Source organism: Leptospira venezuelensis (genome assembly GCF_002150035.1).
Classification (GTDB): domain Bacteria; phylum Spirochaetota; class Leptospiria; order Leptospirales; family Leptospiraceae; genus Leptospira_B; species Leptospira_B venezuelensis.
In genome coordinates this window covers 329,618-343,423 of sequence record NZ_NETS01000008.1, presented here as the reverse complement: position 1 = coordinate 343,423, position 13,806 = coordinate 329,618, and the positions used below count along the sequence as shown (strand labels likewise).

Annotated in this window: 13 protein-coding genes and 1 tRNA gene; 12 read left to right on the top strand and 2 right to left on the bottom strand. The window is 40.5% G+C overall.

Features of this window, described 5'->3' with window-relative positions:
• Positions 1-3 precede the first annotated feature (3 nt).
• Positions 4-621 (top strand): HAD family hydrolase, encoded by a 618-nt coding sequence (locus B1C82_RS05710; RefSeq protein WP_086446636.1) that lies wholly within the window; start codon positions 4-6, stop codon positions 619-621.
• Here the strand turns inward: B1C82_RS05710 and B1C82_RS05705 are convergent.
• Positions 593-1,333, bottom strand: coding sequence for a flagellar filament outer layer protein FlaA (locus B1C82_RS05705; protein WP_086446635.1), 741 nt, complete (start codon positions 1,331-1,333; stop codon positions 593-595). The two genes, B1C82_RS05710 and B1C82_RS05705, sit on opposite strands and share 29 nt — an antisense overlap.
• Before the next feature lie 99 nt (positions 1,334-1,432).
• Here B1C82_RS05705 and B1C82_RS05700 point away from each other — a divergent pair, with 99 nt between their 5' ends.
• Genes B1C82_RS05700 through proC form a run of 3 tightly spaced genes read left to right on the top strand, consistent with a single transcriptional unit; the run spans position 1,433 to position 3,569 of the window.
• Positions 1,433-2,125, top strand: a complete 693-nt coding sequence (locus B1C82_RS05700) for a hypothetical protein (RefSeq protein ID WP_234008429.1) — start codon at positions 1,433-1,435, stop codon at positions 2,123-2,125.
• A 2-nt stretch (positions 2,126-2,127) separates the two neighbouring features.
• Complete coding sequence (locus B1C82_RS05695; RefSeq protein WP_086446633.1) at positions 2,128-2,793, top strand: YggS family pyridoxal phosphate-dependent enzyme; 666 nt, start codon at positions 2,128-2,130, stop codon at positions 2,791-2,793.
• Positions 2,790-3,569: a pyrroline-5-carboxylate reductase gene (proC, locus tag B1C82_RS05690; protein ID WP_086446632.1), complete on the top strand. Its 780-nt coding sequence runs from the start codon at positions 2,790-2,792 to the stop codon at positions 3,567-3,569. The genes B1C82_RS05695 and proC overlap by 4 nt, the downstream gene beginning before the upstream one ends.
• Before the next feature lie 118 nt (positions 3,570-3,687).
• Here proC and B1C82_RS05685 read toward each other — a convergent pair.
• A tRNA-Met gene (locus B1C82_RS05685) sits at positions 3,688-3,760 on the bottom strand.
• 199 nt (positions 3,761-3,959) lie between these two features.
• Between B1C82_RS05685 and B1C82_RS05680 the strand changes: the two genes are divergently transcribed.
• The 8 genes from B1C82_RS05680 (at position 3,960) to nhaC (ending at position 13,683) form a co-directional block, all read left to right on the top strand.
• A complete protein-coding gene (locus B1C82_RS05680; protein WP_086446631.1) occupies positions 3,960-5,024 on the top strand; it encodes a sensor domain-containing diguanylate cyclase in 1,065 nt (354 codons plus the stop codon).
• A 65-nt stretch (positions 5,025-5,089) separates the two neighbouring features.
• Positions 5,090-5,320 (top strand): hypothetical protein, encoded by a 231-nt coding sequence (locus tag B1C82_RS05675; protein WP_020770850.1) that lies wholly within the window; start codon positions 5,090-5,092, stop codon positions 5,318-5,320.
• A gap of 107 nt (positions 5,321-5,427) precedes the next feature.
• Positions 5,428-6,447: a retropepsin-like aspartic protease gene (locus tag B1C82_RS05670; RefSeq protein ID WP_086446630.1), complete on the top strand. Its 1,020-nt coding sequence runs from the start codon at positions 5,428-5,430 to the stop codon at positions 6,445-6,447.
• Positions 6,440-7,594 (top strand): tRNA 2-thiouridine(34) synthase MnmA, encoded by a 1,155-nt coding sequence (gene mnmA, locus B1C82_RS05665; RefSeq protein ID WP_086446629.1) that lies wholly within the window; start codon positions 6,440-6,442, stop codon positions 7,592-7,594. Before B1C82_RS05670 ends, mnmA begins: the two co-directional genes overlap by 8 nt.
• Positions 7,570-9,867, top strand: a complete 2,298-nt coding sequence (locus tag B1C82_RS05660; RefSeq protein ID WP_324612537.1) for an alpha-hydroxy-acid oxidizing protein — start codon at positions 7,570-7,572, stop codon at positions 9,865-9,867. The genes mnmA and B1C82_RS05660 overlap by 25 nt, the downstream gene beginning before the upstream one ends.
• A gap of 195 nt (positions 9,868-10,062) precedes the next feature.
• Complete coding sequence (locus B1C82_RS05655; RefSeq protein WP_086446627.1) at positions 10,063-11,274, top strand: PilZ domain-containing protein; 1,212 nt, start codon at positions 10,063-10,065, stop codon at positions 11,272-11,274.
• The gene (locus B1C82_RS05650; RefSeq protein WP_086446626.1) at positions 11,192-12,238 is read left to right on the top strand and encodes a pseudouridine synthase; all 1,047 of its coding nucleotides are present in this window, start codon (positions 11,192-11,194) and stop codon (positions 12,236-12,238) included. Before B1C82_RS05655 ends, B1C82_RS05650 begins: the two co-directional genes overlap by 83 nt.
• Positions 12,235-13,683, top strand: a complete 1,449-nt coding sequence (nhaC, locus tag B1C82_RS05645; protein WP_086446625.1) for a Na+/H+ antiporter NhaC — start codon at positions 12,235-12,237, stop codon at positions 13,681-13,683. The genes B1C82_RS05650 and nhaC overlap by 4 nt, the downstream gene beginning before the upstream one ends.
• Positions 13,684-13,806: the final 123 nt, after the last annotated feature.

The window sequence follows — 13,806 nt, the reverse complement described above, 5'->3', positions numbered from 1 at the left end:
GGTATGAGATCTCCTCTATTTGTATTCGACCTAATGGATACCCTGATCCAGGACCCATTCCATCTGGCATTAAAAGAACTTTTGCCAAGAGAACATTGGGAAGATTTTAAGAACGGTCGGGAAAAGCAAGCCTTCTTAGATTTCGAAATGGGAAGAATCGAAGAGGAAGATTTTTTTCATAGATTTTATTTGGATTCTCATAAGGACAAGGGACTTCCTCATCCTAAGGATTTAAAAGAGAAGATGTTTTCTAAGATCAATCCAATTCCGGAAACTTTAGAGATCGTAAAAAGTTTAAGGTCCAAAGGTTTTTCAGTAATCCTCGCAAGCAATTATTCGATTTGGTATAAAGAAGTTATGAAATTCCCAGAGATTGGAGAAATACTTCATTCTATGGATGCTTTGTATTTTTCTTGCGAGATGGGAGTTCGAAAGCCTGCCCAAGAATATTACCAATGGATAGAAACTGATTTTCCTGGGAAAGATTATGTATTTATTGATGATAACCCAACCAATGTGGAAGTTGCGGGTTATATGAACTGGAATGCTTTTAAGTTTAATTCTAAAAAACCAGGAGAGCTGAAGGAATTCCTTACAGAGCAGTACCCCAATTGTCTTTGACCTCTGCTCCAGGATAAGATTCTTCTCTGCTATCGATCAATATCCCAAGTCGGTCCATATAAAAATAAAATTCACCTTTTGGTTGGAAAGGATTTGGTTTGATCCGAATAGAAACTAGCTCCAAAGGAAAACGAAGAGATTGATTTAGCCTAATATTTTTTGCAGGGACTGCGATTTGGGCCTCTATTCTTTTCCAACCATCGAACTTTAGATCTCCTAATTCCAAAACGATCTCTTTGGATTTTTTCTGATGGAATACCAACTCTAAAACCACGTTATGATTATTGGAATAAGCCCAGAAAAACACTCTTGTTGGAATTCCAATCGGAAGACGGATCGCTTCCTTAGGTCGGATCTCTAAATGTTCATGTTTTGGATTTTCGAAGAAAGTTTGAACCATCATAGATCTGTATTCTTCTTTGGGAGATGCCTTGTATAATTCCCTTTCTTTTAGGAAAGCTTGAGAATCGGGGACTTGAGAAACGTAATCTATCCTGTTTAAGAATGAGACTCCTCTATAAACTTCCCAGGGTCTTTCTCCCTCAAAGGAATCTACTAGAAAAAGATTGTAATGCTTCCAATCGAGGAGTACTTTTTCTAATTGTAAGACTCTGTTTGCTTCGTCTTGGTCTCTTTTGATCGGCGGTGCCCAGGTTGGTTTAGGAAGGATCCATAAACTTAGGCAAAAACAGAATAGAACGGTCCGGACCACTCTAGACCTTTCGGTAGATTTTATGGATCTCCTTATAAGAAGCAGGGTTTTTTGCCGAATTCCGGCGTTTTCCCAGCCGATAATTCTAAAAGGTATTTTATGAACCGGGATATTCTCAAAATCCTACTCAGCGGACTTCTAATCCTGCTACTTGGATCTCTTGCATTTTATTTATATGTAGAGAGGGAGCGGATTGCTGCTTGGTATAAGGACAAAAATTTTCAAGTAGAGGAGAAGTCCCAGCCTGAAAGAACCATCCTGACACCGGAAGAAGTACCTGACGGAAAAGATCTTTCTTCTCCGAATCAAAACTTCGACTCTGATTTTTCCAAACCTAAGGATTCAGTTACTGAACCTTCTTCCCAACCTTTGCCTAAAGACTATGAGGTTCCAGGTTTAGGGAAGGAGAAGAAGGACAAGGACTCAAATACGTCTAGCAAAATTTCTGAGAAGCCAGAGACAAAGGTTACTGAAACTTCTGATCTTCCTAAAAAAGAGGAGATGGATCTACCAAGGACCAAACAAAGAGACGAAAGTTTGGTAGAATATGATGATGGTCCTAAACTTAAAAAAGAAAAACGTCATTCAAGAAAGTACAAAAAAAGAAGAATGGCATATTCTTCCGTAAATGCTAAGATCAGTTCTCTTGAAAAGAGAGTAGGGCGTTTAGAAAGAAAACTAGGAATGAAAAACGGAACTCCAAAGAAGAAGACTAAGGTCTCTTTACGCAAACGTGTGGAAATCCTGGAACAAGAAGTTTCCGGTCTGAAAAAAAAGTCCAAGGCCGATTAGGCGTGGGTGTCTCTGAAAATTATAGATCTATAGTAAAAGAACTGGAGTCCCTAAAACCTGTAGGAACTCCCACACTCATTGCAGTCTCCAAATACCAGCCGAAAGAAAAAGTACAAGAAGCAATCTCAGGTGGCGTGATCCATTTCGGAGAAAATAGAGTCCAAGAAGGAACAGAAAAATTTTCCGACTTGGGAAAACCGGAAAAAGATTTTATACTACATCATATAGGCCCTGTTCAATCTTCTCATATCAGAAAGTATGCTGGGCTTTATTCCTTCGTGCATGGAGTAGGTTCGCAAAAAGTCTTACAAGATTTGAAAAGAAGAATGGACCAAGATCGTTGGAAGATTCGTTACTTCCTGCAAGTCAATCTAACGGAAGAAGATTCGAAATCAGGATTTTCCAAAGAAGAAGTTTTAGAACTTCTACTCAAAAAAGAGACTCTAAGTTCAGAGTTCTGTATCTTAGAAGGATTTATGACCATGGGCCCAAGCTCAGGAGATCCTGAAGAAACTCGAAAAGTGTTTAAAGAGATTGCAAACTTACGAAAAGAATTTTTGCCCCAAGGAAAATTATCCATGGGAATGTCAGGCGATTACAGGATTGCATTGGAAGAAGGTAGCGATTATCTTAGGATTGGGACCGCAATATTCGGAGAAAGAACATGAAATATAATAAGATAGGAATCATAGGCTGCGGGAATATGGGAGGAGCGATCTATCGTTCTCTCCAATCTAGAAAAATAGATGTGATCGGTTTCGATCCTTATCTAGATCCTAAAAAAGCAGAAGGAATGGTATTAGAATCGGATTGGTCCAACTTCCAAAAGAAAGCCGAGCTAATTATCTTAGCAGTCAAACCTGCAGAAGTTTCTAAAACTCTTAGATCCTTGGAGGCTCCTAAAGCAATTCTATCTGTTGCGGCAGGTATAGATACAAAGATACTTTCCTCTTCTGCTCCTGCTGGATCTAAGGTGGTTCGTATTATGCCGAATCTTCCTATTCTTGTAGGAAAGGGTGCTTTGGGTTACTACGGAGATAAGGAATTATACGAAAGTCTGAAAGAGATCTTTTCACCTATCTCTTATTGTTTGGAACTTTCCAAAGAAGAATTAGTGGATGCGGTAACTGGACTTTCCGGTTCAGGGCCTGCCTATGTACTTAGGTTTATACAAAGTTTGGCAGAAGGTGGAGTTGCCTCCGGTTTGACATACTCTCAAGCATTGGCACTCTCCATTCAAACCGTGATAGGTGGTGCTGAATTACTTGCGAAAGAATTGGAAAAGAATCCTGATACGCATCCAGAAGTTTTGAAAAATAAAGTAACTTCTCCGGGCGGAACAACAATTGCTGGTTTAGAAGAGTTGGAGAAGAATAAGTTCCCATTTGCTATTATCTCAGCAGTGAAAAGAGCAACGGAACGTTCTAAAGAGTTGGGAAACTAAATAGAAAGGATTAGCAAATAAGAGATTTGTTTCTTTTTTATAAGGAAACAGTAGAAAAGGTAGAAATTAAACGTCTCTTTGTCTACTTTTGAGGATAATGATTTGATGTAAAACGCTCTAGCGCGGACAGGATTCGAACCTGTGACCTTTGGGTTATGAGCCCAACGAGCTACCGGCTGCTCCACCGCGCGGCGTCTGAAACCATGTTTCCTGAACCCAGGCTGAAAGTCAAATGAAAAAGTAAAAAGAGTTTGATTTCCCCGAGGAAAGCTTTTTGATGCTACTACCTCTCGCGGATCGACTTCACGGAAAATGTTTAGAGTCCGTAGGCGAAGAAACGGATTAGCGAAATAAATTATCTTTTCAATTTAGTATTGGGAGATTCCACAGTTGATCGGAAAAGACAATGATCCATTGATGATCGAATATTATGAGAAGAAGATCTATGATCAGAAACAGCTTCTCGAGATCAGTAAAGCTCTTAATTCCACACTGGATTATAAGTATCTAATTGATGCTATTTTAAATATTTGTTTAGCTCAATTGCAAACTTTGAGCGCGGCTATCTTTTTAGCTCCAGAAGCTGACTCCAATTATTTCGAATTAGAACCTAGCTTCAAAGGATTCGATCTTGCAGAAGATGATGCAGGATTCAAAATCAAAACAGATGCACCTCTAGTTACTTTTTTAGAAACCAAACTTAAGGCTATGACTCCTGATCAAGTGGAAGAGTCCATGGGCCTAAGTCCTGAACTTGAATTTTTAAGAAGGATTGGCGGAGATCTAATCATTCCTTTGAATGCTAAAGGTAAAGTGAACGGACTTCTTCTCTTGGGTGAAAAAATCACCATGGGAGAATGGATGGAAGAGGACAGAGACTTCCTCACAACTTTATCCACGCTTGCGGGTATTGCAGTAGAGAACTCTAGATTGTACGAACTTGCTACCGTAGACATGATGACCGGTTTGAAAGTACATCATTACTTCCAGACCAAATTGAAAGAAGAGATGGAACGTTGCCGTAAAAAAAGAACGAATCTTGCTCTTCTCTTTACTGATGTGGACAATTTCAAAAAGTTCAATGACACTCATGGCCACCAGGCAGGAGACCAGGTGCTGATTGAAGTTGCCGCAAGGCTGATCCAATGCGCAGGCAAACATGATATCGCTGCGAGATACGGCGGAGAGGAATTTTGTTTGGTTATGCCTGGAGCGGACTTAAAACGCGGTTTCGAAATGGGAGAACGTTTGAGAAAAGCGGTAGAAGCTGCTGCCATTCCGAATCCGAATGGAGGCCCCGATTTCCAAGTCACTCTTTCAATAGGAGTTTCCGAGTTTTGGTCCAGTGATCGAAACAATAAGGATCTGATAGAAAGGGCGGATAAGGCTCTTTACGAGGCAAAACACTCCGGGAAGAACAAGACCATTTCCTTCCAAATTCCGGTTCAGAACTAGTTTTTTCCAATTTTCTAGGGGATTTCGGGCTTATCGAATTCTAAAATTCGACCGAAACCTGTATCATGGAAAAACAACTTGAGCTGGACCATTATTATATCAGCCAGATTGAAGAGGCGGAGCTCGGAAAACGTATCCGTAACCGTGCTTTAGGAAGAGAAGAGTTCGATTTTTCTCCTTATTCCTGCTTTATCGAGTATAAAGCAAAGGATACTCAGACCGGAATTGAATACAGAGACTGTGTAATTGATTACACTCGCTGTCCAAATTCTCGTTGTATCAAAAAACTGCTGTAATTCCAAAGCGAACTCTTAGGAGTTCGCTTTTCCAAATTTCTTCCAAATAAAAAAGAATCGATTTTTTCCTTAAATTTGAAATCCTAATCGGGTTTTCGATTACTCTGATGCTTTTTCTTCCGAATCGTACATTCAAAAAAAGAACTATTCTATTCAGAATCGTCCTCGCTGTGTTTTTCTTTTATGTAGCTGGATGTACTACCTTCGATTTTCGAAATTTATTCTCAGGCTATATCCGCTACGAAAAGGATGCAGGTGGGATTTGGATCAGACTACCGTTAAAGGAAGTAGATCACCTTCCTGTAATTTATCTTTCTCTAGACAAGGATAGGGAACCTCTTAGATTCCTAATTGATACTGGAGCATTTGTCTCCTTTCTTGCGGAGGATCATGTTCCTGAAAATTCTCCTAAAAGAGTCTTGAGTGCTAGCTTTCCTGGAGGTTCTGTTCAATCAGTAAGGAGAACAATCAGGAATGATTTGTTCATAGGAGGAATTCGTCCTTTCGAATCTGTGGAATTTTATTCCCATGTGTTCCCTAAAGAACTAAGAGTAGATGGAATTTTAGGAATGAATGCATTCTTAGGTTCAGTTGTCGTTCTGGATTTACCGGAGAGAATTTCTCTTTGGAGATCTTCTACCTCTAGTCCAGCTCCAGGTTTTTTAGAAGAAAATTTATTTCCTATGTTCTTGAAGTCTGGCCAACCGTCTGCTGTACTTCTTCGACCACCAGGAAGCAGGAAAGAATCTTGGATCTTGGATACTGGCGCAGAATATAGCGTTCTAGACTGGGACACAATCAAATCGGATCATCACACAGAATATGTGGAAGGTAAGATGGCCACAGTATTCAATTTTGGTGGAGGCAGACTTCAGGCAAAGATCCGGACTCTTCGGCCTTTTTGCCCTGTTTTTGTGAAAAACGATTCTGAGGGAATTGGCTTTTGTACTCCTGAATTGGAAGTGTTTCCGGGTGGTATACCGCCGGACGCTTTACATTCCGACCATAGGAGGGGGATCGTAGGGATCTTAGGCCGGAATTGGATGGAAAACTATCGAATTCTTTTGGACACAAAAAGGAGTCTTATTGGTATAGTAGGAAAGGAATCGGTCCCGGGAAATGAGTAAAGGTAAGATCATAGTAGCGATGAGTGGAGGGGTGGACAGTGCTGTCACTGCAGGCCTACTCATGGAAGAAGGTTACGAAGTGATCGGTGTCAACCTGCGTACCTGGGAATATGAGGCACCCGCCTGCGATACCACTAAAAAATCCTGTTGTTCTCCCGAAGATATTAGGGATGCGAGAGATGTTGGTCTCTCTTTAAATATTCCTTTTTATGTGATCAAGATGGAGAAACTTTTCCAAGAGAAGGTCATAGACAGGTTTGTAAATGATTACAAGGAAGGTAAGACTCCGAATCCTTGTGTGGAATGTAATACTTTCGTTAAGTTCGGTGCATTATTCGAAAAAGCAGCAGCTTTAGGAATTGATAAAATAGCCACAGGGCATTATGCAAATATCGTAGAAATAGACGGAAGATATGCGGTGTCCAATGCACAGGACATGAATAAGAACCAAGCATATTATCTATATGGATTGTCCCAAGAAAATCTGAAAAATACGGTTTTTCCTTTGGGTGGAATGACCAAACCTGAGGTGCGTGAGATCGCAAGACGTATGGGACTTCCGGTTGCTGAAAAAGCAGAGTCTCAAGAGATCTGTTTTATTCCTGAAAACGATTATAGAAAGTTTTTAGCTAAGAAGAATATAGACTTCACTCCTGGAGTTTTCAAATTACAGAACGGACAAGTAATCGGAGAACATTCCGGAAAAGAAAATTTCACTATTGGACAAAGAAAAGGTTTAGGCATCGCTTGGAAGGCACCTTTATATGTGATCTCTATCCAAGACGACGGAACAGTTGTACTGGCAGAAGAGAGACAAACTTTTGTGGAATCTTTTATCGTAGAAGATTTGAATCTGCAAGCTTGGGCTCCTGTTTTAGAAACAGAAAGTTCAGAATGTAGAGTTCAAGTAAGATACCGTTCTCGTCCTATCAGAGCAAAAGTAGTACGTAATGAAAACTTTATAGAAGTATTTCCTTTGGAAGAAGTGAAAGGCGTGGCTCCAGGTCAATCCGCAGTCTTTTATCCAAATGATTCTGATTATTTACTCGCAGGTGGGATCATCCGAAAAGGAAGTGTGACCACTTACGAAAAATCAGATCTGAGTATTTTAGAAAATTCAGAATTAGGAGTAAGCGTTCTTCCGTGAGTAAAAAAATCGCAGGGAAAACGATCCTAATTATAGGCGGAGGACTTTTACAAGTCCCGATCATCCAAACAGCAAAGACGATGCTTCTAAGAACAGTGGTGGCGGATATGAATCCGGAAGCACCTGGTCTGAAAATTTGTGATCTTCCTCTTATCATGTCCACAAAGGACATCGAGGGAATGGTGAGAGAGGCCAAAAAATTATCTGCAACTACTAAGATAGATGGAGTCATCACCGCAGGAACTGATGCGAGTATGACTGTAGCAGCAGTGGCAAATGCTCTAGATCTTCCTGGGATCAGATTCGTAGATGCGGAAGCTGCTTCTAATAAAGTAAAGATGAGAGAACGTCTGAAAAAAGCAGGGGTTCCTATTCCTGGATTTGCTCCAGTATGGAGTATCCAAGATACTCGTGACGCGTTGGAATTCCTACAATTCCCTTTGGTAATGAAACCTGCGGATAATATGGGTGCTCGCGGAGTTGTAAAAGTAAATAATAGAGAAGAGTTACAGGCTGCATTCAAACATGCAAAGAAGTATTCTCCTACTGGTGAGATGATCCTCGAAGAATATATGCCTGGTCCCGAAGTTTCCGTAGATGCACTCGCATGGGACGGAAAATATATGATCACAGGTCTTGCTGACCGGATCATAGAAAGAGAACCCTATTTTATAGAGATGGGCCATAATATGCCTTCTGCTCTTTCTCCTGAGATCCAAAAAGAAATAGAAGATGTAATGTTCCGTGGAATGCAAGCACTCGGGATCAGAAGAGGCGCAGGTAAAGGGGATATAAAAGTTACTCCTACTGGTGTAAAAGTAGGAGAGATCGCTGCAAGACTTTCCGGCGGTTTCATGTCCGCATTTACTTTTCCGTTATCCAGTGGTATCAATTTAAATAGAGCCGCTATCTTAATCGCTCTCGGCGAAGAACCTGATAATTTAGAGCCATTATTTCATAGAGTATCTATCGAGAGAGCGTTACTTGCACCCAAAGGAAAACTTCTTGCCATCGATGGATTAGAAGAAGCGAAGAAGATCGAAGGTGTGACTGATATTTATCTTCTGCATAAAGTAGGAGATATTATCCCGGAACCAACTAATAATATAGAAAAGACAGGGCATGTGATCATCTCTGCGGAAAATTTAAACCAAGCAGAGAGTGTATTTTCCAAAGTATTAGAAACGATTAAATTCACTTGCGATGAATTATATTCTATTTCTGAAAAAGAAATAGCAGCCAATGCAAGGATTCGTTTCGGAAAAGAGATTTGTTGGGTCTGTAAAGTTTGTGATGGAACAGACTGCGCTTCTGGAGTTCCAGGAATGGGTGGAGTTGGAAGAATGCTCAGCTTCCAAGACAATATCAAAGCATTAGAAGAATATTCTATTCTGCCCAGATATATCCGAGAGAATGTTCAGGCAAGTACTGAGAGCCAATTTTTAGGACAGAAATTATCCACTTCCTTCATGTGCGCGCCCATGACAGGTGCGATCACAAACATGAGTGGAGCCATGGACGAATATACTTTGGCCGCGGTTTTATTGGAAGGGTGCTTGGCATCAGGCAGCTTGGCATGGTTAGGCGATGGAGCAAGCCCCGAAAAATATCTGATCATCTTGGAAGCTCTCAAAAAAGTGGATGGCAAAGGTATTCTTATCTGTAAACCCCGGGAAGACGAGGGACTGATCAAAGAAAGATTCCAAGAAGCGGAAGCACAGGGAGTGATCGCTTTAGGTATGGACATAGACGCGGTAAATTTCAAAACGTTGGTCCAGAAAAAAATCCCATCTGTAACAAGGGGAGTGGATGCTCTTTCTAAAATACGTTCTTATACAAAACTTCCTTTTATTGTAAAAGGAGTAATGAGTCCAGAAGATGCAATCCTTGCAAAAGAAGCAGGCGCGGATGCTATTGTCGTTTCCAATCATGGAGGCAGAGTTTTGGACGATATGCCTGGAACAGCGAGAGTCCTTCCTTTGATCCGTGAGGCATTAGGTCCTGATTTTCCAATCTCCGTGGACGGAGGAGTGAGAAGTGGAGCGGATGTTTTCAAAATGCATGCATTGGGCGCGAATAATGTTCTCATCGGAAGACCGATGGCAATTTCTGCTGTAGGCGGAGGCGTGGCAGGAGTCAGATTTTTAGTGGGTCAGTACACGGAAGGTTTGGCACAGGCAATGAATACTGTGGGAGTTTCTAAAATTTCCGAGATTAGGAAAGAATTTATTTTTAGAAAAAAAGAAGAAACTCCCTCCCAAAATCTTAGTTAGATTTTTCTTTTTGCCAGACTTTTGATACAATTCCATAAAGGTCTCTCGGAGCATCCCCTTAACGTATTAGTAGAATATAATGCAAAAGGAATGACCCGGAAAATTCCGTAGAACCAGTAATTTCCTTTCCCTAAACGAGGGATTCGTTAAACTCGGATTCCTTGTTAAAGGTAAGCGTTCCTTTAGGAGGAAAGTTTGGATAGGACAGTCAAAGAAACAGAGGCTCTGACTAAAATCCTCCAAACATTGTTTGCGAGACTGCCTGTTTCTGTAGAAATAAAGGGCAGATCCTATCCTGCAAAAATTGTAGGGATTAAAGACGGTCTCTATCTTCTGGCTTCTCTCCCTGGAAAAGCGGATGGGGAGAAGACACGGATCTTATTTCTCACTCATAATAATCATTTTTTCCATGGTGTTTTTACTGTTGTCCAAAGAAATGAAGGCAATGGTTTAGAATTACTCAGGATCCAGGCAGTAAAAGTCAGCGAAGCAAAACGTGCCCAAGGCAGGGTGGAATTAGAAGGTGGAGGCGGGGAGCCTATCATTCTCACCAATATTATCAACCAACTTCACTTAAGACGTTCATTAGGTTTTATTGATAAAATAGTAGAGACGATCCTACAGAAACATTCCAAAAAAATGAAGGAAACTTATCCTGATTCTTTGATTTATTTTTCAGATAGAATGGACAACAGACTTAGGATCATGTATAACTTCGAACAGTCTATCTTTGTTACCAATCGTTTGGAAAGAAGTTCAGGTGGCGCCGGGCAAAATTTTGTACCGATCGAAGAATATTTGAAACTTCTGGCATTGAATAAGATAGAATCCAGATTTATCTCTGAAATTTCAGTTTTAATCCGTTATAAAAATTATACTCCACTTGGATATGTACAGGTTCTATCTGATAGGCCATTAGATACGGAAGATTATAATAAGATCACATTGTTTGCTGCTGCTATTTCCAGAGATGTGATTGCTTCTGGATTCTTCCAAGAGTCTAAGGAGAGATGTATAGCTGAAGATATAAGTAGAAGTGGACTCGGATTTTTTCACCCGCAATCCATCTTTTTTTCCAGAAGCTTTGCAGTCGGAGAAATTTTACTCTGCGATATACAAATGAATCAAGAGTTAAAAGGAACTTACAGAGCAGTTATCAGGAACATCACAAATACCGACAAGATGTTCAGAATTGGTTTACAATTCTTTAATTTAAATTCCAGGGAAGAGGAGATTTTAAACCAATTTGTAGATTCCCGACTCGGACCTGGGGAAGGTTCTCAAGCTCCTGAGTCGACTGCCCAAGATTCTGGTCCTCCTCCTGATGAAGGATCTTCTCCGGAAATGGAAACGATTTCGGAGGAAGTTCCCGATATGGGTTTTGAAGGAGAAGAAGAGTCTGTCTAATTCTTCTATACAGGAAGGTCTCAAAACAAAGATCGGAAAAGAAGAGGCGGGAACTCGGCTAGATGTATTTCTTGCCTCTAGATTTACTTACCAATCCAGATCCAATTGGAGAAAAATATTAGAAGAAGGCAAAATACTCGTACAAGGAAAGCCTGCAAAACCTTCTTATTCTGTTAAAGAGGGGGATGAAATACTTTATCTTCCTGGCGAAAGTTTCGAACCTCCTGTTCAGACTGATTTTAAAATTTTATATGAAGATTCACGTTATATAGCAGTAAATAAGCCTGGGGATCTTCCGATCCACAGTGCAGGAAGATATAGAAAAAATAATCTCACAGATTTATTAGAGGAAGATCCTCGTTTCGAAAAAATTTATACAATTCACAGGTTAGACAGAGAAACTTCCGGAGTTGTCGTTTTCGGTAAAGATTCAGAAGCAGCTTCCAAATTGGCTGATCTATTTTCCAAAAGAAAAATAAACAAAACGTATATTTCTTACGTTTGGGGAAATTTTCCGACCCGCTTGAAGGCGAAAGGATTTTTAATATCGGATCCTTCTTCTTTGATCCGTAAAAAAAGAAAATTCGTCTTTGATGATACCTTTCAAAAATTAGAAATTATAGAAGAAGATTCTGAAACCTGCGAAACCAATTTTAGAAAAATTGGAGAAGGTACCTTTCAGGGGATGCACTTTTCTAAAGTGTATTGTTTCCCGAAAACTGGAAGGCTTCACCAAATCAGGGCCACATTATACTCCTTAGGCTTTCCTCTACTCGGAGATAAGATTTATGGAAAGGATGAGAGTGTATTTATAGAATTTATAGAAGGAAAAGATCCGGATCTGATCTCAAGACTAGGAATGGATAGACAGGCTTTACATTCCAGTTCTTTAAAGTTCATCCATCCTTTTACTGGGCTCAAAACCAAGATTAGCGCTAATTTGCCTCAGGATTTTCCGAAATGAACGAAAAGCCAGGATTTTGGATCTCTTTATTTCCTCTTGGATTTTTGATCCTATCTTTGAGTACCGCAGGATATTTATTCGGAAGCGGAATTGCAGAGGGGCCGGCCCAAATTTTGTTATTTAGCGCGGGTGCAATCTCCGCAGGGATTTCCAGGCTCAGAGGAATTTCTTGGGAGAAGATAGAAGATACGGTTTTAGATTCTCTTCGAAACGTTCTTCAACCTATTCTTATTTTACTTTTGATAGGTGCATTGATCGGGATTTGGATCCGTTCCGGGATTGTTCCTGCATTAATAGTGTGGGGACTGGAATTATTAAAGCCGGAGATTTTTTTGCCATCCGCACTTATCTTATCTTCCGTTGTTTCTTTAGCTACAGGAAGTTCTTGGTCCACTGCAGGAACTATCGGTGTCGCGCTGATTGGAGTGGGAGCGGGACTTGGAAAACCTTTGGGGATGGTGGCAGGAGCCGTGGTCTCCGGCGCTTACTTCGGAGACAAACTTTCTCCTTTTTCGGAGACTACTAATCTTGCTTCTTCGATTACTGGAGTTTCACTTTTATCACATATTCGTAATATGGCAAGGACTACATTGCCCGCTTTCGGAATCTGTCTTTTGGCGTTCGGATTTTTGGGTTGGGATGGTGGTCAGGGAGAAACAGAAACTGCAACAGGTCCTGTGATCTCTGCCTTAAAAGCCGAATTCCAGATTTCTTGGGTTCTAATTCTTCCTCCTCTTCTTACATTCTTTCTCATCTATTTTAGGGTTTCCGCAATTCCATCTATCTTTATAGGGATTGTAAGCGGTGGAGTTTGTTTTGTTCTGACCCAGTCCAATATATATGCAAATTCTTTAAATTTCCAGGATGCTGCTTCTTCCGCTTTTAAAAATTTTGTCTCCGCCGCATCCGAAGGAACAAAGATCAAGACTGGACATGTAGTCGTAGATGGATTATTATCTAGGGGCGGAATGTCTTCTATGCTTCCCACTGTTTGGCTGATCATCTCTGCCATGTTTTATGCAGGGATTATGGAAGGCGGAGGAATGACCCAAGTTTTAGCAGAGAAGGTGTTAAACTGGGCGAAGGATAGAGGCTCCTTATTTGCAGCTACAATCTGCACCTGTGTTGGAACCAATCTATTCTGTGCGGACCAATATCTTGCCATTGTAGTTCCTGGCAAAATGTTCAAAGAAGCATATTCCAGAAAGGGATTGGATCCTAGAAATCTTTCACGTTGTTTAGAAGATTCCGGAACAATGACTTCAGCTTTAGTTCCTTGGAATTCATGCGGTTCCTTTATGGCTACTGCACTTGGTGTCCTTACACTTGTGTATCTTCCTTATGCATTCTTAAATTTGCTTTCTCCTTTGTTTTCTTTGGTCACCGGATGGACTGGTTGGGGGCTGGCAGGAAAAGATCCTGAATCTAAAAAAGAATTATCCTAAACTCTTTTTAGCTTTTAAGAGGAAGATGGTTTCTATAACATTTGCTCGATTATAAATCGTAGAAAAATGCTTGTGTCGTCACCACGATATGCGAAAATAATGAAAAAGTGAGCAAAAGCTCAC

What these genes read in the sequence shown, in the direction of transcription:
- B1C82_RS05710 (WP_086446636.1), top strand. Translation starts at nt 4, where the DNA reads ATGAGATCTCCTCTATTTGTATTCGACCTAATGGATACCCTGATCCAG.
- B1C82_RS05700 (WP_234008429.1), top strand. Translation starts at nt 1,433, where the DNA reads ATGAACCGGGATATTCTCAAAATCCTACTCAGCGGACTTCTAATCCTG.
- proC (WP_086446632.1), top strand. Translation starts at nt 2,790, where the DNA reads ATGAAATATAATAAGATAGGAATCATAGGCTGCGGGAATATGGGAGGA.
- B1C82_RS05675 (WP_020770850.1), top strand. Translation starts at nt 5,090, where the DNA reads ATGGAAAAACAACTTGAGCTGGACCATTATTATATCAGCCAGATTGAA.
- B1C82_RS05670 (WP_086446630.1), top strand. Translation starts at nt 5,428, where the DNA reads ATGCTTTTTCTTCCGAATCGTACATTCAAAAAAAGAACTATTCTATTC.
- mnmA (WP_086446629.1), top strand. Translation starts at nt 6,440, where the DNA reads ATGAGTAAAGGTAAGATCATAGTAGCGATGAGTGGAGGGGTGGACAGT.
- B1C82_RS05650 (WP_086446626.1), top strand. Translation starts at nt 11,192, where the DNA reads ATGAAGGATCTTCTCCGGAAATGGAAACGATTTCGGAGGAAGTTCCCG.
- nhaC (WP_086446625.1), top strand. Translation starts at nt 12,235, where the DNA reads ATGAACGAAAAGCCAGGATTTTGGATCTCTTTATTTCCTCTTGGATTT.